This window comes from Pseudomonas sp. MDT1-85 (assembly GCF_054898065.1).
On sequence record NZ_CM142715.1, the window covers coordinates 615,690 to 634,179 of the forward strand.

Annotated in this window: 17 protein-coding genes; 6 read left to right on the forward strand and 11 right to left on the reverse strand. The window is 58.6% G+C overall.

Annotated features, from left to right (window positions below):
- Positions 1–148: 148 nt before the first annotated feature.
- The 4 genes from ACYZT2_RS02865 to gpmI all read right to left on the reverse strand — a co-directional run bounded on the left by ACYZT2_RS02865 (position 149) and on the right by gpmI (position 5,367).
- Entirely contained in the window at positions 149–934 is a 786-nt protein-coding gene (locus ACYZT2_RS02865; RefSeq protein ID WP_461969957.1) for a divergent polysaccharide deacetylase family protein, read from the reverse strand.
- Between the two features lies 1 nt (position 935).
- On the reverse strand, positions 936–2,261 hold the full coding sequence (locus tag ACYZT2_RS02870) for a S41 family peptidase (protein WP_461969959.1): 1,326 nt from the start codon (positions 2,259–2,261) through the stop codon (positions 936–938).
- Between the two features lie 31 nt (positions 2,262–2,292).
- On the reverse strand, positions 2,293–3,585 hold the full coding sequence (locus tag ACYZT2_RS02875) for a murein hydrolase activator EnvC family protein (RefSeq protein WP_461969961.1): 1,293 nt from the start codon (positions 3,583–3,585) through the stop codon (positions 2,293–2,295).
- 252 nt (positions 3,586–3,837) lie between these two features.
- Positions 3,838–5,367 carry a 2,3-bisphosphoglycerate-independent phosphoglycerate mutase gene (gpmI, locus tag ACYZT2_RS02880; RefSeq protein ID WP_461969963.1) on the reverse strand — a complete coding sequence of 510 codons (1,530 nt, stop codon included), beginning with the start codon at positions 5,365–5,367 and terminating at the stop codon, positions 3,838–3,840.
- Positions 5,368–5,520: 153 nt separating this feature from the next.
- Between gpmI and ACYZT2_RS02885 the strand changes: the two genes are divergently transcribed.
- Genes ACYZT2_RS02885 through secB form a run of 3 tightly spaced genes read left to right on the forward strand, consistent with a single transcriptional unit; the run spans position 5,521 to position 6,731 of the window.
- Entirely contained in the window at positions 5,521–5,934 is a 414-nt protein-coding gene (locus tag ACYZT2_RS02885; RefSeq protein ID WP_038978558.1) for a rhodanese-like domain-containing protein, read from the forward strand.
- 1 nt (position 5,935) lies between these two features.
- Complete coding sequence (gene grxC / locus ACYZT2_RS02890; protein ID WP_018929204.1) at positions 5,936–6,190, forward strand: glutaredoxin 3; 255 nt, start codon at positions 5,936–5,938, stop codon at positions 6,188–6,190.
- A gap of 55 nt (positions 6,191–6,245) precedes the next feature.
- The gene (gene secB / locus ACYZT2_RS02895; RefSeq protein ID WP_007897410.1) at positions 6,246–6,731 is read left to right on the forward strand and encodes a protein-export chaperone SecB; all 486 of its coding nucleotides are present in this window, start codon (positions 6,246–6,248) and stop codon (positions 6,729–6,731) included.
- A gap of 131 nt (positions 6,732–6,862) precedes the next feature.
- Here the strand turns inward: secB and ACYZT2_RS02900 are convergent, their stop codons facing one another.
- Entirely contained in the window at positions 6,863–7,318 is a 456-nt protein-coding gene (locus ACYZT2_RS02900) for a tRNA (cytidine(34)-2'-O)-methyltransferase (RefSeq protein ID WP_007949025.1), read from the reverse strand.
- On the opposite strand from ACYZT2_RS02900, the gene ACYZT2_RS02905 reads away from it, so the two are divergent.
- A complete protein-coding gene (locus ACYZT2_RS02905) occupies positions 7,317–7,757 on the forward strand; it encodes a hypothetical protein (RefSeq protein ID WP_461969966.1) in 441 nt (146 codons plus the stop codon). The genes ACYZT2_RS02900 and ACYZT2_RS02905 overlap by 2 nt on opposite strands.
- Positions 7,758–8,310: 553 nt before the next feature.
- Here ACYZT2_RS02905 and ntrC read toward each other — a convergent pair.
- The 5 genes from ntrC to glnA form a co-directional block, all read right to left on the reverse strand.
- Entirely contained in the window at positions 8,311–9,747 is a 1,437-nt protein-coding gene (gene ntrC / locus ACYZT2_RS02910; protein WP_461969968.1) for a nitrogen regulation protein NR(I), read from the reverse strand.
- Complete coding sequence (gene glnL, locus ACYZT2_RS02915; protein ID WP_461969970.1) at positions 9,744–10,829, reverse strand: nitrogen regulation protein NR(II); 1,086 nt, start codon at positions 10,827–10,829, stop codon at positions 9,744–9,746. The genes ntrC and glnL overlap by 4 nt, the downstream gene beginning before the upstream one ends.
- 229 nt (positions 10,830–11,058) lie before the next feature.
- Positions 11,059–11,679: a DUF4124 domain-containing protein gene (locus tag ACYZT2_RS02920; RefSeq protein WP_461969972.1), complete on the reverse strand. Its 621-nt coding sequence runs from the start codon at positions 11,677–11,679 to the stop codon at positions 11,059–11,061.
- On the reverse strand, positions 11,676–12,191 hold the full coding sequence (locus ACYZT2_RS02925; RefSeq protein WP_461969974.1) for a DUF4124 domain-containing protein: 516 nt from the start codon (positions 12,189–12,191) through the stop codon (positions 11,676–11,678). Before ACYZT2_RS02925 ends, ACYZT2_RS02920 begins: the two co-directional genes overlap by 4 nt.
- Before the next feature lie 298 nt (positions 12,192–12,489).
- Positions 12,490–13,896, reverse strand: a complete 1,407-nt coding sequence (gene glnA / locus ACYZT2_RS02930) for a glutamate--ammonia ligase (RefSeq protein WP_461969976.1) — start codon at positions 13,894–13,896, stop codon at positions 12,490–12,492.
- Between the two features lie 331 nt (positions 13,897–14,227).
- Between glnA and thiI the strand changes: the two genes are divergently transcribed.
- The gene (gene thiI / locus ACYZT2_RS02935; protein WP_461969978.1) at positions 14,228–15,682 is read left to right on the forward strand and encodes a tRNA uracil 4-sulfurtransferase ThiI; all 1,455 of its coding nucleotides are present in this window, start codon (positions 14,228–14,230) and stop codon (positions 15,680–15,682) included.
- Positions 15,683–15,821: 139 nt separating this feature from the next.
- Positions 15,822–17,642 carry a translational GTPase TypA gene (gene typA / locus ACYZT2_RS02940; protein ID WP_283182578.1) on the forward strand — a complete coding sequence of 607 codons (1,821 nt, stop codon included), beginning with the start codon at positions 15,822–15,824 and terminating at the stop codon, positions 17,640–17,642.
- Between the two features lie 219 nt (positions 17,643–17,861).
- Here the strand turns inward: typA and ACYZT2_RS02945 are convergent, their stop codons facing one another.
- Positions 17,862–18,299, reverse strand: coding sequence for a YkgJ family cysteine cluster protein (locus ACYZT2_RS02945; protein ID WP_461969981.1), 438 nt, complete (start codon positions 18,297–18,299; stop codon positions 17,862–17,864).
- Between the last annotated feature and the right edge of the window lie 191 nt (positions 18,300–18,490).

Below are 18,490 nucleotides of genomic sequence, written 5' to 3' on the forward strand. Positions count from 1 at the left end.
GCCTGCTGTGTGATTTATAACGTCGAGGTAGGGTGACGATTATTCGCAGGGGCAGGTGGTACATATTTATATAGTCGGCCGCAGCGTAATGGCGGAATCAAATCACGCACGCCATGGATTCCCGAGGGCTGGTAAATAACCAGATTGGTTAATTAACGAGAGGCGTCCGGTAAATGCCGTCCTTCCCATGCCCATCCATCGCCCGATTGCCGCGCACGCTGATCATCTGTTGGATATCGATCCAGTCAATGCCCTGAGCCTTGAGCTTGGGCAATTCACGTTCGAGCACCGCCAATGTCTGCGGATACGGATGCCCGATCATCACTGCAGAACCCTGCTTGCGCGCCAGGCTGATAGCCGTATGTAGCTGAGTAAAGATCGCGGCTTCAGTGGGCTCGTCATCCAGGAACACATCCCGCGAAACGCTCGCCAAACCGATCTTCTGCGCCTCGGCGGCCGCCACGGTTTGCGCGCTGGTGCGGCTGTCGACGAAGAACTTGTGTCGACGCTGCAAGTCCGCCATCAGCCAGGCCATGGCCGGTTGCTGAGCGGTCATGCGGCTGCCCATGTGGTTGTTGATGCCAGCGGCATACGGCACAGCCTTGAGCGCCGCGTTCAAGCGCTTCTCGAGTTCTTCGATGGGTAACTCGGGATGCCAGGCAAACGGTCCGGTGGCCGGGGCCATGGGCATGTGCAGGATGACGATCTTGCCGGCGCGATGGGCTTGGCGGGCAAACTCGGTGGCGTGGGGTGTGTCGGGCATGATTGCCGCGGTGACCGGGCCGGGTAGCGCCAGTACGCGGCGATCCTGGAGCAGGTTCTGCCCCAGGTCATCGATGATCAGGCTCAGATAAGCCTTCGCAGGCGTGGCAGGCGCCGCGTGAGCGACACCCGCCAGACAGCACAGCAGGCCGAGGAGCAACCGCAGGCGCATCTCAACGGCCAGAAGTGATGCTCAGCCCTTTGAGCAGGCTCAGGGCCTGGGCCAACTGGTAATCGTCATCCTGCGGCATGGCCTTGGCTTTGCCACCGGAACCGGAACCGGTCGGTTTATCGGCGCCGCCGTTGCCATTGCCCAGGTGACCTTGCAGATCGGCTTCCTTGAAGTATTCGCCATCCTGTTCGTTGGTGATCTTGGCCCTGCGCACTTCGATGTCCGGGACGATGCCCTGCGCCTGAATCGAGCGGCCGTTCGGCGTGTAGTACAGCGCCGTAGTGATTTTCAATGCGCGTTCGTTGTTCAGCGGCAACACGGTTTGTACCGAACCTTTGCCGAAACTGTTGGTGCCCATGACCACTGCGCGTTTCTGATCCTGAAGGGCGCCGGCGACAATTTCCGAGGCGGAGGCACTGCCACCGTTGATCAGCACGACCATTGGCACGGCTTCACTTTCGTCCTTGCCGGTGGCGGAGAAGCGCAGTTCGGAGTTGGCGATGCGGCCCTTGGTGTAGACGATCAGGCCCTTGGTGATGAAATGGTCGACCACTTCCACCGCCGATTGCAGCACGCCGCCCGGGTTGTTACGCAGGTCGAGGACGATACCGCTGAGCTTCTTGCCGTTGTCCTTGCGCAGCTTGGCCAGGGCCTTGGAGACTTCTTCGCCGGTCTTGACCTGGAACTGGGTGATGCGGATGTAGCCGTAGCCGGACTCCAGCAACTGGCTCTTCACGCTCTTCACTTGAATGATGGCGCGGACCAGGGTCACGTCGAACGGCGCACCGCCATCGCGCACCAGGGTCAGGGTGATTTTCTGGCCGATCTTGCCGCGCATCTTGTCCACGGCTTCGGTCATGCTCTGGCCGCGAGTCGGCTGGCCGTTAATCTTGACGATGAAGTCGCCGGCCTGAATGCCAGCCTTGGAGGCTGGGGTGTCATCAATGGGCGAAACCACTTTGATGAAACCGTCTTCGGCGCCGACTTCGATGCCCAGGCCGCCGAATTCGCCGCTGGTGCTTTCCTGCAATTCAGCGAAGTCTTCCGGGCCAAGGTACGCGGAGTGCGGGTCGAGGTTGCTGAGCATGCCTTTGATAGCGTTTTCCAGCAGGGTCTTGTCGTCCACCGGTTCTACATAGGCTGCCTTGATCCGGTCCATGACCTCGGCAAAGGTGCGCAACTCGTCCAGCGGCAATGGCGCCTTGGTGGTCGCAGCGGTGCCGGCAGGTGCGACCACCGGGGCAGGCTCAGCGGCAAACGCCAACGGTGCGCCGATCACCAGGGCAATCGTCAGGGCCAGCGAGGTAAGGCGGGACAAATACAGCATGTCGAACGAACTCCTGAAGTAGATGGCGTACTTATCCTTGCGCACGACACCATTGCGCCGGATCACTCGGGTGACCCTGCTGACGAATAGCGAAATACAGCGCTGGTGTGTCCTGCCCGCCACTGCTACCGACAGTGGAGATGGACTCACCGGCTTTTACCACGTCACCCGCAGACTTGAGCAGTGTCTGGTTGTGACCGTAAAGACTCAAAAAACCGTTGCCATGGTCGAGAATCACCAGCAACCCGGCGCCTCGCAACCAATCGGCAAACACCACGCGTCCGCCGTGTACGGCATGCACCTGGCTGCCGGCGGAGGCGCTGATCATCACGCCGTCCCATTTGGTGCGGGCATCGTCGCCACGGCTTTCACCGAAGCGTGCCAGCAGTCGACCATCAACCGGCCATGGAAGTTTGCCGCGGGAGGAAGCAAAGGGGCCGCCAAAGGTTTCGCCTGAACTTGAAACCAATGCGCCGGGTGTCGATTTAACGGTTTTGCGTGGGGCGTCAGTGGCATCTGCTTCAGCCTGAGCCTCACGTAAACGCTTTTTTTCGGCTTCCTGCTGGGCGATCAGCGCTTTTTGCCGCGCCTCTTCTGCCTCTCGGGCCTGACGGGCCAAGGTTTCTTCAATGGTTTTAAGGACTTTAGACAGGTCCGCCTGATCCTGCTCGCGCGCCGCCAGTTTCTGATCGCGGGCCTTCACATCGTCACTGAGTTTGGCCAGGACTTGCTGGCGCTCCTTGCGGACCTTGTCGAGTTCGTCGCGCTGGCTGTCGAGGCTGCTTTTCTGCACCAGCAATTGCGCCTGCTGCATGGCGATGTCTTTTTCGACATTGGCCAGTTGGCGCAGGGTTTCATTGAAATTCTTCAGCTGCTCCAGGCGGGCCTGGCTCAGGTAGTCGTAATAGGTGAGGGTGCGGGCGAATTTTTCCGGGTTCTGCTGGTTGAGCAGCAGCTTCAGGTACTCCTGACGGCCATTCTGATAGGCCGCGCGGGCCTGGATGGCGATCAGTCGTTGCTGTTCAATGCGCGCGCTCTGGAGTTTTTTTTTCTCGGTATCGAGTCGCTGTAGCTCGGATTCGCTTTTCTTCAGCTCTTTTTGCAGGGCTTCGACCTGCTTCTCGAGCTTGCCCATCTCGGTTTCGGTGCCCTTGAGGTCTTTCTGCACCCCGGATTTTTCTTCCTGGAGTTTACCCAGCAGTTTCTTCAGCTCGGCAATGTCCTGACGCGTGGCGTCCAACTGTTGTTGGGTTTGCGTGCGCTCGTCGGCAAAGGCCGGTTGAAGCAGGCAAGTCAGGGCAAGGGCTATCAGGACGCGAAGCATAGAGGCGGGCGACACCAGGGAAAGGGACGGCCTAGTATGCCCGCCAAGCGCAGCAAAAAAAATGCCCAATTGGGGCTGTGTGATGACTGGACCGGGTTGCGGAGAAAATTGTTCTATCAAACCACCCAAAACCAATGTGGGAGCGAGCCTGCTCGCGATGGCGTCCTAATATTCAACATCGATGTTGGCTCTCAGATTGCTATCGCGAGCAGGCTCGCTCCCACAGGGATTAGTGGTATTTGAACGATCGGGTTACACCAGAATCGAAGTGCCAGTCATTTCCGCCGGTTTTTCCAGGCCCATCAACATCAGCATGGTCGGTGCCACATCCGCCAGCACGCCGCCGTCGCGAACCTTGAAGTCACGCTTGCCGACATAGATAAACGGCACCGGTTCGGTGGTGTGGGCGGTATGCGCCTGGCCGGTGGACTCGTCGGCCATCTGCTCTACGTTGCCGTGGTCGGCGGTGATCAGCGCTTCGCCGCCGACTTTTTCCAGCGCATCGACGATTCGGCCGACGCACAGGTCCAGGCACTCGACCGCTTTGACTGCCGCGTCGAACACACCGCTGTGGCCGACCATGTCGCCGTTGGCGTAGTTGACCACGATAACGTCGTAACGCTGGTTTTCAATGGCATCGACGATGCGGTCGGTGACTTCCGGGGCGCTCATCTCGGGCTGCAAGTCATAGGTGGCGACTTTCGGCGACGGGATCAGGATGCGTTCTTCGCCCGGGAACGGTTCTTCGCGACCGCCAGAGAAGAAGAAAGTCACGTGGGCGTACTTCTCGGTTTCGGCGATGCGCAGCTGCGTCTTGCCGTTTTTCGCCAGGTAATCGCCCAACACGTTGTCCAGGCTGCTCGCGGCGAAGGCCGCCGGCGCGGGGATGCTGGCGGCGTATTGAGTCAGCATGACGAAACCTGCCAGTTTCGGCTGGCGAGCGCGTTCGAACTCCTTGAAATTGTCTTCGACGAACACGCGGGTCAGTTCGCGAGCGCGGTCGGCGCGGAAGTTCATGAACACCACGGCGTCGCCGTCTTCGACTTTAACCGGCTCGCCGATGGAGGTGGCTTTGACGAATTCGTCGCTTTCGCCACGTTCGTACGCCGCTTGCAGGCCTTCCTGAGCGGTGGCGGCGTTGAATTCGCCGTTGCCATCGACAATCAGGTTGTAAGCCTGGGACACGCGGTCCCAACGGTTATCGCGGTCCATGGCGAAGTAACGGCCGACAATGCTGGCGATCCGGCCTTTGCCGAGGGCCTGGAAGGCCGCATCCAGCAGTTCGATGGACGACTGAGCGCTTTTCGGCGGCGTGTCGCGGCCGTCGAGGAAGGCGTGCAGGTAGATTTTTTCAGCGCCGCGCTTGAAAGCCAGTTCAGCCATGGCAACCAGGTGATCCTGGTGGCTGTGAACGCCGCCACCGGACAGCAGACCCATGAAGTGCACGGCTTTGCCGGCAGCAACTGCTTTATCCACCGCGGCGCAGATGGTCGGGTTCTCGAAGAACTCGCCGTCGCGGATCGCTTTGGTCACACGCGTGAAGTCCTGATACACCACGCGGCCGGCGCCAAGGTTCATGTGGCCGACTTCGGAGTTGCCCATCTGGCCGTCCGGCAAGCCGACGTCCATGCCGCTGCCCGAGATCAGGCCGTTCGGCACGGTGGCCCACAGGCGGTCCAGTACGGGCTTCTTCGCCGCATAGATGGCGTTGGATTCCTGGCTGTCACTGTGACCGAAGCCGTCGAGAATCATCAGGACCAAAGGTTTAGGCGTGGTAGTCATAGATTCCACTCGTGGCTGAGTTAAAAGAAGGCGATGGAAAAGGGAGTGGCAGTTTAAAGCGAAGTTCCGACCGCGTCACCGCCGGACGGGGTTTGGCCCACCATAGTGGCTGTGTATACTGGCCGACATTTTAACGCCCTGGAACCTCCTTCGATGGTTGCTCACCTGATTGAATTTGCCACTAACCACTATTTGCTCGTCGGTATCTTCGTCGTACTGCTGGCGTTGCTGATCGCTTATCAGATGCAGGGCGGCGGTCGCAGCCTGAGCACCGGTGAACTGACCGGGCTGGTCAACAAAGACGCAGGCGTGGTGATCGACATCCGTCCGATCAAGGATTTCACCGCTGGTCACATTGTTGGCGCATTGAACATTCCTCACGACAAACTGACCGCTCGTGTCGGCGAACTGGAAAAGCACAAGGCCAAGACCATTATCCTGGTCGACGCCATGGGCCAGACTGCTGGCACCCATGCCCGTGAACTGATGAAGTCAGGCTTCACCGCCGCCAAGCTGTCCGGCGGTATTTCCAGCTGGAAAGCCGACAATCTACCGCTGGTGAAGTGATATGAACAATGTCGTCGTCTATTCCAGCGATTACTGCCCTTATTGCTCGCGAGCCAAGTACCTGCTCGAGAACAAAGGCGTAGCCTTCGAAGAAATCAAGGTCGATGGCAAGCCGCAGGTGCGTGCTGCAATGGCTCAGAAGGCCGGACGAACGTCCGTGCCGCAGATCTGGATCGGCAACACCCACGTTGGCGGCTGTGATGATTTGTTTGCCCTGGAGCGCGCCGGCAAGCTCGACGCCATGCTCAAGGCCTGACTGCCTTACTTGAAATAGCCAACCCTACAAGACCCGAGATCAGAAAGGATCTGAGATGACTGACCAACAGAACACTGCAGCTAGCGAAGAAGAAACCGCACCGCAATTCTCCTTGCAGCGCATCTACGTACGCGACTTGTCCTTCGAAGCCCCGAAAAGCCCGGCGATCTTTCGCCAGCAGTGGGAGCCGAGCGTCGGTCTGGATCTGAACACTCGCCAGAAGGCTCTGGAAGGCGACTTCCACGAAGTCGTGCTGACCCTGTCGGTCACCGTGAAAAACGGTGAAGAAGTGGCGTTCATTGCTGAAGTGCAACAGGCCGGGATCTTCCTGATCAAGAACCTGGACGATGCTTCGATGAGCCACACCCTGGGCGCATTCTGCCCGAACATCCTGTTCCCGTACGCTCGCGAAACCCTGGACAGCCTGGTGACCCGCGGTTCGTTCCCGGCCCTGATGCTGGCCCCGGTGAACTTCGACGCACTGTACGCACAAGAGCTGCAACGCATGCAGGCGGCTGGCGAGACTCCAACCGTTCAATAAGCGGTCTGTGCGTCAAAGCAAGTCCAATGTGGGAGCGGGCTTGCTCGCGAAAGCGGTGTAACAGTCAACGAAGATGTTGAATGTTATGGCCCCTTCGCGAGCAAGCCCGCTCCCACATTTGTTATGCGGGGTTACTTGAACCCGAGCTGGCGCCAGCCTTCGTACACGGCGACCGCTACGGTGTTGGACAGGTTCAGGCTGCGGCAGCCTTCGCGCATCGGCAAACGCAGGCGTTGTTCGCCGGGCAGGGCGTCGAGCACCTCGGCCGGCAAGCCACGGCTTTCCGGGCCGAACAGGAAGGCATCGCCCTCGGCGAAGCTGGCGTCGTGAAATGGCCGTGAGCCCTTGGTGGTAAAGGCGAACAGCCGAGGATGGCCGAGGCTTTCCAGGCAGCTGGCGAGGTCTGCATGGCGTTGCAGGGTGGCATACTCGTGGTAATCGAGACCGGCCCGGCGCAGACGCTTGTCGTCCATCTCGAAACCCAGCGGTTCGATCAAATGCAGGTGGCAGCCACTGTTGGCGCACAGCCTGATAACGTTGCCGGTATTCGGCGGAATTTCTGGTTGGAAAAGGATGACGTGAAACATGCACGGCTCCGAAGGTAAAGATGACGGGCATTCTACGCCGCCAAAGGACCCTCGTTCGAAACTATTCCCGCGAGTGATGGCTTCGCTGGCGATTGTCGGGATGATGGTGGGCCTGATGATCGGTCGCCTGACCGCGCCTGAGCCCAGCGTTTTAGAGCAAGTCGAGGTGACGAGCGATGGGCTGGTGGTGTGGTTCAACAACGAACCCAAAACCCACGGCGAGCTGGTCGACGGCAGCATTGCGCTGTTATTCGAGGCCGAAGGCCAGACGCAGAAAGGTCAGCTCAAACTCGATGATAAGAGCGTGAACTGGCGAGTGCGTTTGAGTGATGGGGGGTTGTTGCTGACGGTGGTGGCAGCCCGGCCACTGCAGGGCGAGTGGGCCGGTAACGAGGTCGATGACCGCTGGCGGCTGGAGATCCATCTCCGAGAGCAATAAAAGAGGGAATCCCCGGCCTGCCTGTACCAAGGTCCCCAAAACGGGAGGGCTCGCACATTGCGGCGTGAGCCCGGTGTAAAGAAGGAACCCCTGACCTGCCTGTATCAAGGGCCCCAAAACAGCTTGGGCTCGTCGCTATTAGCGGTGTGAGCCCGATATAAAGAGGGGGATCCCCGGCCTGCCTGTACCAAGGTCCCCGAAACCGGGTAGTGAACTGAATCACTGAATGGACTATTGCAGGGGGCGTGCCAGGTTTTAACAAGTTGAAACAGAATGTTGTTTTGAAACGCTGAAAGCCCCGTGATTCGGGGCTTTCGTATTTCTGCGATATGGGTTTCTTTGCAGGTGATGGCGGGATCTCGGACCGGTTGTCGTGCGCGATTGCGGTTCACGGTGCATTGCCACGGTGCGTGGTGGCCCTAAAAACATCGCGAGCAGGCTCGCTCCCACAGGGTTCAGTGGTGATCACAAAATTGTGAAGCACCCAAAATCCACTGTGGGAGCGAGCCTGCTCACGATTGGATCTGAAGATCAGCGAAGAGCCAAAGGTTGTTTAACCCTCATCCCCCTCATCATCATCCCCGCCATCCACCTTCATCCCCAACTCCTTGATCTTGCGAGTCAGGGTATTACGGCCCCAACCCAGCAAAACGGCAGCGTCGCGGCGGCGGCCGGCGGTGTGTTTGAGGGCGGTTTCGATCATGATCCGCTCAAATGTCGGCACAGCGCTGTCGAGCAGGCTCGACTGACCGCGAGCGAGAGCCTGATCAGCCCACTGACGCAACGCTTGCTCCCAGTTGGTCACCGGCGCCGAATCTTGCGGCAGGCTCAGCAGCTCTGGCGGCAGATCGCTGATGTGCACTTCGCGACCCGAAGCCATCACGGTGATCCAGCGGCAGGTGTTTTCCAGCTGACGCACGTTGCCTGGCCACGGCAGGTTCTTCAGGTATTCCTCGGTTTCGCTTTTCAGCAGCTTCGGTTCCACCGCCAGTTCTTGCGCGGCGCGGCTGAGGAAGTGCTTGGCCAGGGTCGGGATGTCTTCGCGACGGTCCGACATCCTTGGAATGTGGATGCGGATCACGTTGAGGCGGTGGAACAAGTCCTCACGGAATTTTCCGGCATGCACCAGGGTTTCCAGATTCTGGTGAGTCGCGGCGATGATTCGCACATCGACCTTCACCGGCACATGGCCGCCAACACGGTAGAACTCACCGTCCGCCAATACCCGCAGCAAGCGAGTCTGAGTGTCCGCCGGCATGTCGCCGATTTCATCGAGGAACAGCGTGCCGCCGTCAGCCTGTTCAAAACGCCCGCGACGCAGGTTGGCCGCGCCGGTGAACGCGCCTTTCTCATGGCCGAACAGCTCGGATTCCATCAGGTCTTTCGGGATCGCCGCCATGTTCAGCGCAATGAACGGCGAAGCCGCACGCGGACTGTGACGGTGCAGCGCGTGTGCCACCAACTCTTTACCGGTACCGGATTCGCCGTTGATCAGCACGGTGATGTTGGAGTGGCTCAAGCGCCCGATGGCGCGAAACACTTCCTGCATCGCCGGCGCTTCGCCGATGATTTCCGGGGTGCGGGTCAGGGCGACCGGGACTTCCAGGCCTTGTTGTTCCTGGGCGTGCTGGTTGGCGCGCTTGACCAGTGAAACCGCTTCGTCGACGTCGAACGGCTTGGGCAGGTATTCGAATGCGCCGCCCTGATAGGACGCGACAGCGCTGTCCAGATCGGAGTGCGCGGTCATGATGATCACCGGCAGCCGTGGGTGTTGTTCGCGAATCCGTGCCAGAAGGTCCAGACCGCTGGCACCCGGCATGCGGATGTCGGAGATGATCACGTCCGGCTGCTGGCGCGCCAGGCGGCTCATCACGCCATCGGCGCTGTCGAAGCTTTGCGTGGTCATGCCTTCCTGCTGCAAGGCTTTTTCCAGGACCCAACGGATAGAACGGTCGTCATCGACGATCCACACGGTTTCACTACGGCTCATGTCGATGTGGCTCCTTGTTCCAGTGGCAGAAAGATCGAGAACGTGGTGTGGCCTGGATGGCTGTCACATTCGATCAGGCCCTGGTGCTGGCTGATGATGTTCTGGGTAATGGCCAGGCCGAGCCCGGTACCGTCCGGGCGGCCGCTGACCATGGGGAAGAAGATGGTTTCCTGCAGCTCGGCGGGGATCCCCGGGCCGTTGTCGATGATTTCGATCTTGGTCACCAGGCGATGGCGCACATGGCCGATGGTGAACTGGCGCATGGCGCGGGTCCGCAAGCTGATACGGCCAAGGCGCAGCTCGTTCTGGCTGCTGATGGCCTGCATCGCGTTGCGCACGATGTTCAGGACGGCCTGAATCATCTGTTCGCGATCAATCAACACATCCGGAATGCTTGGGTCGTAGTCGCGCACCAAAGTGATGCAGCCCTGACTCTCGGCCTCCACCAACTGACCCACGCGCTCCAGCACTTCATGGACGTTGCACATGGCCAGTGACGGCAATTTGTTGGAGCCGAGCATGCGATCCACCAGATTGCGCAGGCGATCGGCTTCTTCAATGATGACGTTGGTGTAATCGCGCAGGCTTTCTTCCGGCAATTCACGGGCGAGCAACTGCGCCGCGCCGCGAATCCCGCCGAGAGGATTCTTGATTTCGTGAGCGAGGCCGCGCACCAGCATCTTGCTGGTTTCCTGCTTCGACAGCTGCGCCTCTTCCTTGGTGATCCGCAGCAAGCGGTCACGGGGGTGGACTTCCAGCAGCAGCATGGTGGCGCCGTTGGCCAGGATCGGTGTTACCGCGTAGTCGACGGTCAGCGTCTGGCCGGTGAGGGCGGTAAGCATTGCTTCGCGCTTGGTGAACGGGTGCGCCTGCTCGACTGCCTGGCGCAGGGAGTTCAGCGCCTCGGTGGATTCGGTGAACAACTCACTGATGAACTGCCCATGGCTACGCTGGCCGCTGATGGCCAGCAGCATCTCCGCCGCCGGGTTCATGTACTCAAGGCGCAGTTCGGCGTCGAGCAGAATGGTTGCGGTGGTCAGGTTGTCGAGTAGCAAGCGGTGTAGTGCGTCGCTAATGGTCATCAGGACCTCTTTGGGAGCGAGCGTGCGCAAGAATCAAGCGCTGATACGAGGAAAATGCAAAAACCAAACCAAGGCTCCGAAAAGAAGCGTTTAAGGCCTGAAACGGACGTTTGACGCTCGTTTGCGTGGCGTTCTGCCGGCTTTATCGGGTACTTTCGAACCAAAATGGGTTGGAATGTGGGTACGGTGCAGTCTATTGCACCAATATTGTGCGCTTAGCTGAACGGCGTTAGAAGAAACGCAGGAAGGGATTTTTTGGCTCGATGGGTTTGTCTTTGAGCGGACATTCCGGTCGTTGGCCGTAATCGACGAGGGCGCAGGGATTGACCTGGCGCTTCTGCGCGAGGGAGATGCGCAGCATGTGGAACGGCTGGTTGGCTGTGCGCTCAACGATGCGGCCCTGCTCGTCGAGGATTTCCACAGAGAGGTTATGGCTGCCGCGATCGATGTTGCTCAGGGCGAATACCGGGCTTGGGGCGGGCTCTGCGGTGGGTTGGCCGTCGAGTAGCAGTCGGTAGCGATGGTCCCGTTGCAGGCCGGGTTCGCTGGTGACACTGACGATTAGTTCTCCGGCGCTGCTGCGGACAGTGGCGTCTGGCTCCGGCACCAGTACGCGGAGCATGTCGTAGTGGAAAAACGGTTTTGTTTCGGTCTTTTTACCGGCAATGACCGGCGTTGCACCGGTGGGGTTGGCGGACATGCGATTGCTCGGTGCTATCGGCACACGCTTGGCCTTGCCGGAGCCTGGCTGATCGGTGAAGACTCGATTGCCCTGGGCGTCGACGTAGGTGAACACCTCGGCCGTGACCGGCAGGGCGATCAAGCAGGCGATCAGTAGCCACACCCTCACGGCTTATGCACCCGTTGTACGGTAAACGTCACGGTGGGACTTTGCTGCACCAGATTTTCCCCATCGATCACCTGCACCGCGAGGCTGTGTTCGCCGCGATCGACGTTCACCAGTTGCAGGATCGGCACGTTGCTCGGTTGGCCGTAGGGCTGATCATCCAGCAGCAACCTCAATAAATGAGGCCCTTGCAGGCGCGGCTTGATCAGTACGCTGACGGTGAAAGTGCCGTTGTTGGCGCGCAACGCCTCTTCGGTGGGCAGGCCGGTCAGTTCCAGTACCTCGTAGGCGCTGCGAGGTTGCTCACGGCCGTTGGCTTCGGCAGGCGGTGCAGATTCGCCCGACGGCTGACTTTCGACACGGTTGAGCGGAGGCAATTCGACCGGTTGAGCTTTAACACCGTCGGGCGGTTGATTGCTGTAGGCGGTGTTGCCGTCGACGTCGGTGTACTTATAGATCTGCGCTGCGGCGGGCAGGGCGATCAGCAGCAAGATGAATAGAAAACCACGACCCATAAAATCGACCAGAAACGAAAGCGTTGGATTGCAGCATAGGTCAGGGGCGGCGGTTGCCCAATACATAAACATCTGGGAATGATTTCCCGAAATCGCCCAAACACCATAAACCCCTGTGGGAGCGAGCCTGCTCGCGAAAGCGCCGGCTCAATCAATATCAATGTTGAATGATCAAACGCCTTCGCGAGCAGGCTCGCTCCCACATTGGTTCATCGTCGGTCGCAGAATTGTGCCCATAAAAAAGGCCTCCCGAAGGAGGCCTCTCTTTTGTCACGCCGCGTAGCGCGGCGCTACCGGATCAGCAGCTGTAGTACAGCTCATATTCCAGTGGGTGTACGAAGGTACGAACCTTGATTTCTTCTTCGCTTTTCAGAGCGATGTAGGCGTCGATGAAATCGTCGCTGAAAACGCCGCCTTTGGTCAGGAACGCACGACCTTTGTCCAGCTCCTCCAGGGCTTCTTTCAGGCTGCCGCAAACTTGTGGGATCTCTTTCGCCTCTTCAGGCGGCAGGTCGTACAGGTTTTTGTCAGCAGCGTCGCCTGGGTGGATCTTGTTCTGGATGCCGTCCAGGCCAGCCATCAACAGTGCAGCGAAGCCCAGGTACGGGTTAGCTGCCGGATCCGGGAAGCGAGCTTCGATACGGCGAGCGCGAGGGCTGGACACGTAAGGAATACGGATCGAAGCCGAACGGTTGCGAGCCGAGTAGGCCAGCATCACTGGCGCTTCGAAACCTGGGACCAGACGCTTGTAGGAGTTGGTCGACGGGTTGGTGAAGCCGTTCAGAGCCTTACCGTGCTTGATGATGCCGCCGATGAAGTACAGAGCGGTGTCGGACAGACCGGCATAGCCTTCGCCAGCGAAGGTGTTCTTGCCATCTTTGGCGATGGACAGGTGAACGTGCATACCCGAACCGTTGTCGCCGTACAGAGGCTTAGGCATGAAGGTCGCGGTGCGGCCGTATGCGTCAGCAACGTTGTGTACGCAGTACTTCAGGGTTTGAACTTCGTCAGCCTTGGCAACCAGGGTGTTGAACTTCACGCCGATTTCGTTCTGACCGGCAGTCGCCACTTCGTGGTGGTGAACTTCGATGATCAGGCCCATTTCTTCCATGGCGTTGCACATGGAGGTACGGATTTCGTGGTCGTGGTCGAACGGCGGAACAGGGAAGTAGCCGCCTTTGACACCTGGACGGTGGCCTTTGTTGCCGCCTTCCACGTCCTGGTCGGACATCCACGAACCTTGTTCGGAGAAGATTTTGAACATCGAACCGGAGATGTCGGACTTGAACTTCACTTCGTCGAAGATGAAGAACTCAGGCTCTGGACCCACGAATACGGTGTCACCGATACCGGTCGACTTCAGGTATTCCTCGGCACGCTTGGCGATCGCACGTGGGTCACGGTCGTAGCCTTGCATGGTCGAAGGCTCGATCACGTCGCAAACCAGGATCAGGGTTGGCTCTTCGGTGAACGGGTCGAGAACGGCAGTGCTGTCGTCCGGCATCAGGATCATGTCGGAAGCTTCGATGCCTTTCCAGCCAGCGATGGAGGAACCGTCGAACATTTTGCCTTCTTCGAAGAAAGCTTCATCCAGCCCATCGCGAGCCGGCATGGTCACGTGGTGCTGAGTGCCTTTGGTGTCCGTGAAGCGCAGATCAATCCACTTGACGTCATGATCTTTGATGAGTTGAACCGACTTCGACATAGTGTCCTCCGGGTGGCTTCGGGCTTGGTAGTGGATGGCCCTTGGAATGTGGGTGATGCCGGCGCGAATACTCTGCCAAGGCAACCTGCCTCACAAGGGAGCAAATTGCATGCCAGTGCCCCACCATGGGTTTTTTGCCCCAATATCACGCTTATAAAGGTGCAAAGCCTCGAAAAGCGCCAAACCTCGCCCTGTAATGTAGCGTCGAATTCTATAAATGACCTGTTTTGGTGCGCGCAAAACCTTCTACACATTAACTGGTTAAACCTTGAGCAATTTCCGCTATAATCCGCGCCCCCCTTTTTCGGCTGGCCCAGCGCGCGCTGTTTTCATGAAACTAATCGTAAAAGTCTTCCCCGAGATCACCATCAAGAGCCGCCCGGTACGGATGCGTTTCATCCGCCAGTTGGCCAAAAACATCCGTACCGTGCTCCGCGATCTGGACCCGGCTGTGGTGGTGAACGGTGTGTGGGACAACCTCGAGCTGGAAACCCGCGTCAGCGAGCCGAAAGCCCTGAAGGAGATGACCGAGCGCCTGAGCTGCATGCCGGGCATCGCGCATTTCCTGCAGGTCGATGAATACCCGTTGGGCGACTTCGACGACATCGTCGCCAAGTGCAAACAGCATTTCGGTGACGCCTTGGCCGGGAAGATTTTTTCGGTGCGCTGCAAGCGTGCCGGCAAGCACGAATTCAGCTCCATGGACGTCGAGAAATACGTCGGCAGCCAACTGCGTCGTCAGTGCGGCGCCGCCGGAATCTCGCTCAAAGAGCCTGAAATCGAAGTTCGCATCGAAATTCGCGACAAACGGTTGTTCGTGATCCACAGCCAGCACAACAGCATCGGCGGTTATCCGCTGGGTGCCCTGGAACAGACGCTTGTGCTGATGTCCGGTGGCTTCGATTCCACCGTCGCCGCCTACCAGATCATGCGCCGCGGGCTGATGAGCCATTTCTGCTTCTTCAATCTGGGCGGACGAGCCCATGAACTGGGCGTTATGGAAGTCGCGCATTTCATCTGGAAGAAGTACGGCAGCTCCCAACGCGTGTTATTTGTCAGTGTGCCGTTCGAGGAAGTACTGGGAGAAATTCTCGGGAAAGTCGATAACAGTCATATGGGCGTAGTTTTGAAGCGTATGATGTTGCGCGCTGCTTCCCGTATTGCCGATCGGCTGGAGATCGAAGCGCTGGTCACCGGCGAAGCGATTTCCCAGGTGTCGAGCCAAACGTTGCCGAACCTGTCCGTGATCGACTGCGTGACCGACAAGCTGGTCTTGCGTCCGCTGATCGCCAGTCACAAGCAGGACATCATCGACCTGGCCAACGAAATCGGTACTGCCGACTTCGCCAAGCACATGCCGGAATACTGTGGGGTCATCTCGGTGAACCCCAAGACCCACGCCAAGCGTCCACGCGTGGAGTACGAAGAACAACAGTTCGACATGGCAGTACTTGAGCGTGCGCTCGAGAACGCCAAACTGGTGCCGATCGATCGCGTGATCGACGAATTGGGCCAGGACTTGCAGATCGAAGAAGTCAGCGAAGCGCTGGCTGGTCAGATCGTCATCGATATCCGTCATCCGGATGCCGCTGAAGACGACCCGCTGGGCCTCGTTGGCATTGAGGTACAAGCGATGCCGTTTTATGCATTGAACGCTCGTTTCAAGGAACTGGACCCTACTCGCCAGTACCTGCTGTATTGCGACAAAGGCGTGATGAGTCGCCTGCATGCCCACCATTTGCTCAGTGAGGGGCATGCCAATGTGCGCGTTTATCGACCGAGCTAAGAGCCCGGGGCTGTATGCCTGTGGCCTGCGTCACCGGCCCCCCGACTCTGCCGTCAAGCTGTAACGGCAAGGCCTGACTCTACTGTAAATCGCTGCCAAGACTTGTCAGCACACCGAATCCTCTGATCGAGATACACAAGTGATCGAAAATCTACGCAACATCGCCATCATTGCTCACGTTGACCATGGTAAGACCACCCTGGTAGACAAACTCTTGCGTCAATCCGGCACCCTGGAGCGCAACGAGCTTAACGACGAGCGCGTGATGGACTCCAACGACCAGGAGAAAGAACGCGGTATTACCATTCTGGCGAAAAACACCGCCATCAACTGGAACGGCCACCACATCAATATCGTGGACACCCCGGGCCACGCCGACTTCGGCGGCGAAGTTGAACGCGTAATGTCGATGGTTGACTCCGTTCTGCTGCTGGTTGACGCTCAAGACGGCCCTATGCCGCAAACCCGTTTCGTGACCAAGAAGGCTTTCGAAGCCGGCCTGCGTCCAATTGTGGTGATCAACAAGGTTGACCGTCCAGGCGCGCGTCCGGACTGGGTTCTGGACCAGATCTTCGACCTGTTCGACAACCTGGGTGCTACCGAAGAACAGCTGGACTTCAAAGTCGTCTACGCCTCGGCCCTGAACGGCATTGCCGGTCTGGAACACACCGACATGGCTGAAGACATGACCCCGCTGTACCAGGCGATCATTGACCACGTACCGGCTCCACAAGTTGACCGTGACGGTCCGTTCCAGATGCAAATCTCGGCACTGGACTACAACAGCTTCCTGGGTGTTATCGGCGTTGGCCGTATCGCCCGTGGTCGCGTCAAGCCGAACACTCAAGTTGTGGCTATCGACGCTGACGGCAAGCGCCGTAACGGTCGTATCCTGAAGCTGATGGGTCACCACGGTCTGCACCGTATCGACGTTGACGAAGCAGCTGCCGGCGACATCGTCTGCATCAGCGGCTTCGACCAGCTGTTCATCTCCGACACTCTGTGCGACCCACTGAACGTCGAAGCGATGAAGCCGCTGACCGTTGACGAACCCACTGTTTCCATGACCTTCCAGGTTAACGACTCGCCGTTCTGCGGTCGTGAAGGCAAGTTCGTCACCAGCCGTAACATCAAAGAGCGTCTGGACAAAGAACTGCTCTACAACGTTGCTCTGCGCGTTGAAGAAGGCGACACCGCCGACAAGTTCAAAGTCTCCGGCCGTGGTGAGCTGCACCTCTCGGTACTGATCGAAACCATGCGTCGCGAAGGCTTCGAAATGGGTGTTGGTCGTCCGGAAGTGATCATCCGCATGGTTGACGGCGTCAAGCACGAACCGTACGAAAACGTGACCATCGACCTGCCGGAAGAATCGCAAGGTTCGATCATGGAACAGATCGGTATCCGTAAGGGCGACCTGACCAACATGGTTCCGGATGGCAAGGGCCGTGTGCGTCTTGAGTACAACATCCCGGCTCGTGGCTTGATCGGTTTCCGTAACGAGTTCCTGACCCTGACCTCCGGTGCAGGCATCCTGACCTCGATCTTCGACCGTTACGACGTGATGAAGTCCGGCGACATGTCCGGCCGTCAGAACGGCGTGCTGGTTTCGGTTGCTACCGGTAAGGCTCTGACTTACTCGCTGGAAACCCTGCAAGCTCGCGGCAAACTGTTCCTGGGTCACGGTGAAGACGTGTACGAAGGTCAAATCGTCGGCATCAACAGCCGCGACAACGACCTGGGCGTCAACCCAACCAAAGGCAAGAAGCTCGACAACATGCGTGCTTCGGGTAAAGACGAAACCATCGCTCTGGTTCCGCCTATCCGCTTCACTCTGGAGCAGGCTCTGGAATTCGTTCAAGAAGACGAATTGTGCGAAGTCACTCCTAAGTCCATCCGTCTTCGCAAGAAGATCCTGGGCGAAAGCGAGCGTACCCGCGCTGCCAAGAAAGCCGGTAACTGAGTTTCGACTTAGTTAGCGCTTAAAAAAAGCGCCCCCGACCGCAAGGTCGGGGGCGTTTTTGTTTGTCTGGGTTTTTTGCGGTGTTTGTGCCGGCCTCATCGCGAGCAGGCTCGCTCCCACAGGGGATTTGTGGCGGGCAATTAATCTATGCTCAACACCCATCCAATGTGGGAGCGAGCCTGCTCGCGATGAGGTCCCGTCAGACAGCGGGATTCTGAATCAGAACTTGTCCAGCGTCCGCGGATTGCTCTCGCGCACCACTTCTTTGGGCTTGTACGCGCAATACCCCGGCCGCGGCCCGATCTTCGGGTGGTTGCGGCAGGTGTCCGGACGCTTATCATAAATAGTGCACAAACGGCTCTTGCGATCCAGGTACAGGCAATCGTTGTTACTCATGCGCTGAAGGGTGAAGATCTCGGACTTCTGGTTATAGCGCTCGACGATCCCTTCCTTTTGCAAACGCTTGGCGATGTTCTTCGGCGGATCGCCACGCTCGAACTCATCGACGATGCCGATACGGATCAGATCCTTGATCTTGACCTCGACCGGCAAGGTGCAGCAGCTGGACACGCAGGAACCGCACATCGGGGCAGAGTACTTGGCCCAGGTATCGAGGCGATCGATCTCCGCGGCGGCGATCAGGTTGGACTTCATCATCGGTTGTTACCAGCGTGTGCATCAGGGCGCGCGATCATACCGGGACTGGTGGATTTTTGAACAACCTTTCGCCAGATTTTTTCGCCAGGCCCAAAATAATCCCTGTGTCCGGCACGGCCCCTGCATTGTTTCTGGCACGCGACAACGTAATGTCGATCTATCTCGCACTAACAGGGAAAACTGCCGAACCA

Excerpts from the sequence above, each read along its gene's own strand:
- ACYZT2_RS02905 (WP_461969966.1), top strand. The coding sequence starts at position 7,317 with ATGCACGGCTCCGAAGGTAAAGATGACGGGCATTCTACGCCGCCAAAG.
- ACYZT2_RS02875 (WP_461969961.1), bottom strand. The coding sequence starts at position 3,585 with ATGCTTCGCGTCCTGATAGCCCTTGCCCTGACTTGCCTGCTTCAACCG.
- glnA (WP_461969976.1), bottom strand. The coding sequence starts at position 13,896 with ATGTCGAAGTCGGTTCAACTCATCAAAGATCATGACGTCAAGTGGATT.
- ACYZT2_RS02885 (WP_038978558.1), top strand. The coding sequence starts at position 5,521 with ATGGTTGCTCACCTGATTGAATTTGCCACTAACCACTATTTGCTCGTC.
- ACYZT2_RS02865 (WP_461969957.1), bottom strand. The coding sequence starts at position 934 with ATGCGCCTGCGGTTGCTCCTCGGCCTGCTGTGCTGTCTGGCGGGTGTC.
- ACYZT2_RS02870 (WP_461969959.1), bottom strand. The coding sequence starts at position 2,261 with ATGCTGTATTTGTCCCGCCTTACCTCGCTGGCCCTGACGATTGCCCTG.
- ntrC (WP_461969968.1), bottom strand. The coding sequence starts at position 9,747 with ATGAGCCGTAGTGAAACCGTGTGGATCGTCGATGACGACCGTTCTATC.
- thiI (WP_461969978.1), top strand. The coding sequence starts at position 14,228 with ATGAAACTAATCGTAAAAGTCTTCCCCGAGATCACCATCAAGAGCCGC.
- glnL (WP_461969970.1), bottom strand. The coding sequence starts at position 10,829 with ATGACCATTAGCGACGCACTACACCGCTTGCTACTCGACAACCTGACC.
- ACYZT2_RS02945 (WP_461969981.1), bottom strand. The coding sequence starts at position 18,299 with ATGATGAAGTCCAACCTGATCGCCGCCGCGGAGATCGATCGCCTCGAT.
- ACYZT2_RS02925 (WP_461969974.1), bottom strand. The coding sequence starts at position 12,191 with ATGGGTCGTGGTTTTCTATTCATCTTGCTGCTGATCGCCCTGCCCGCC.
- gpmI (WP_461969963.1), bottom strand. The coding sequence starts at position 5,367 with ATGACTACCACGCCTAAACCTTTGGTCCTGATGATTCTCGACGGCTTC.
- ACYZT2_RS02900 (WP_007949025.1), bottom strand. The coding sequence starts at position 7,318 with ATGTTTCACGTCATCCTTTTCCAACCAGAAATTCCGCCGAATACCGGC.
- grxC (WP_018929204.1), top strand. The coding sequence starts at position 5,936 with ATGAACAATGTCGTCGTCTATTCCAGCGATTACTGCCCTTATTGCTCG.
- secB (WP_007897410.1), top strand. The coding sequence starts at position 6,246 with ATGACTGACCAACAGAACACTGCAGCTAGCGAAGAAGAAACCGCACCG.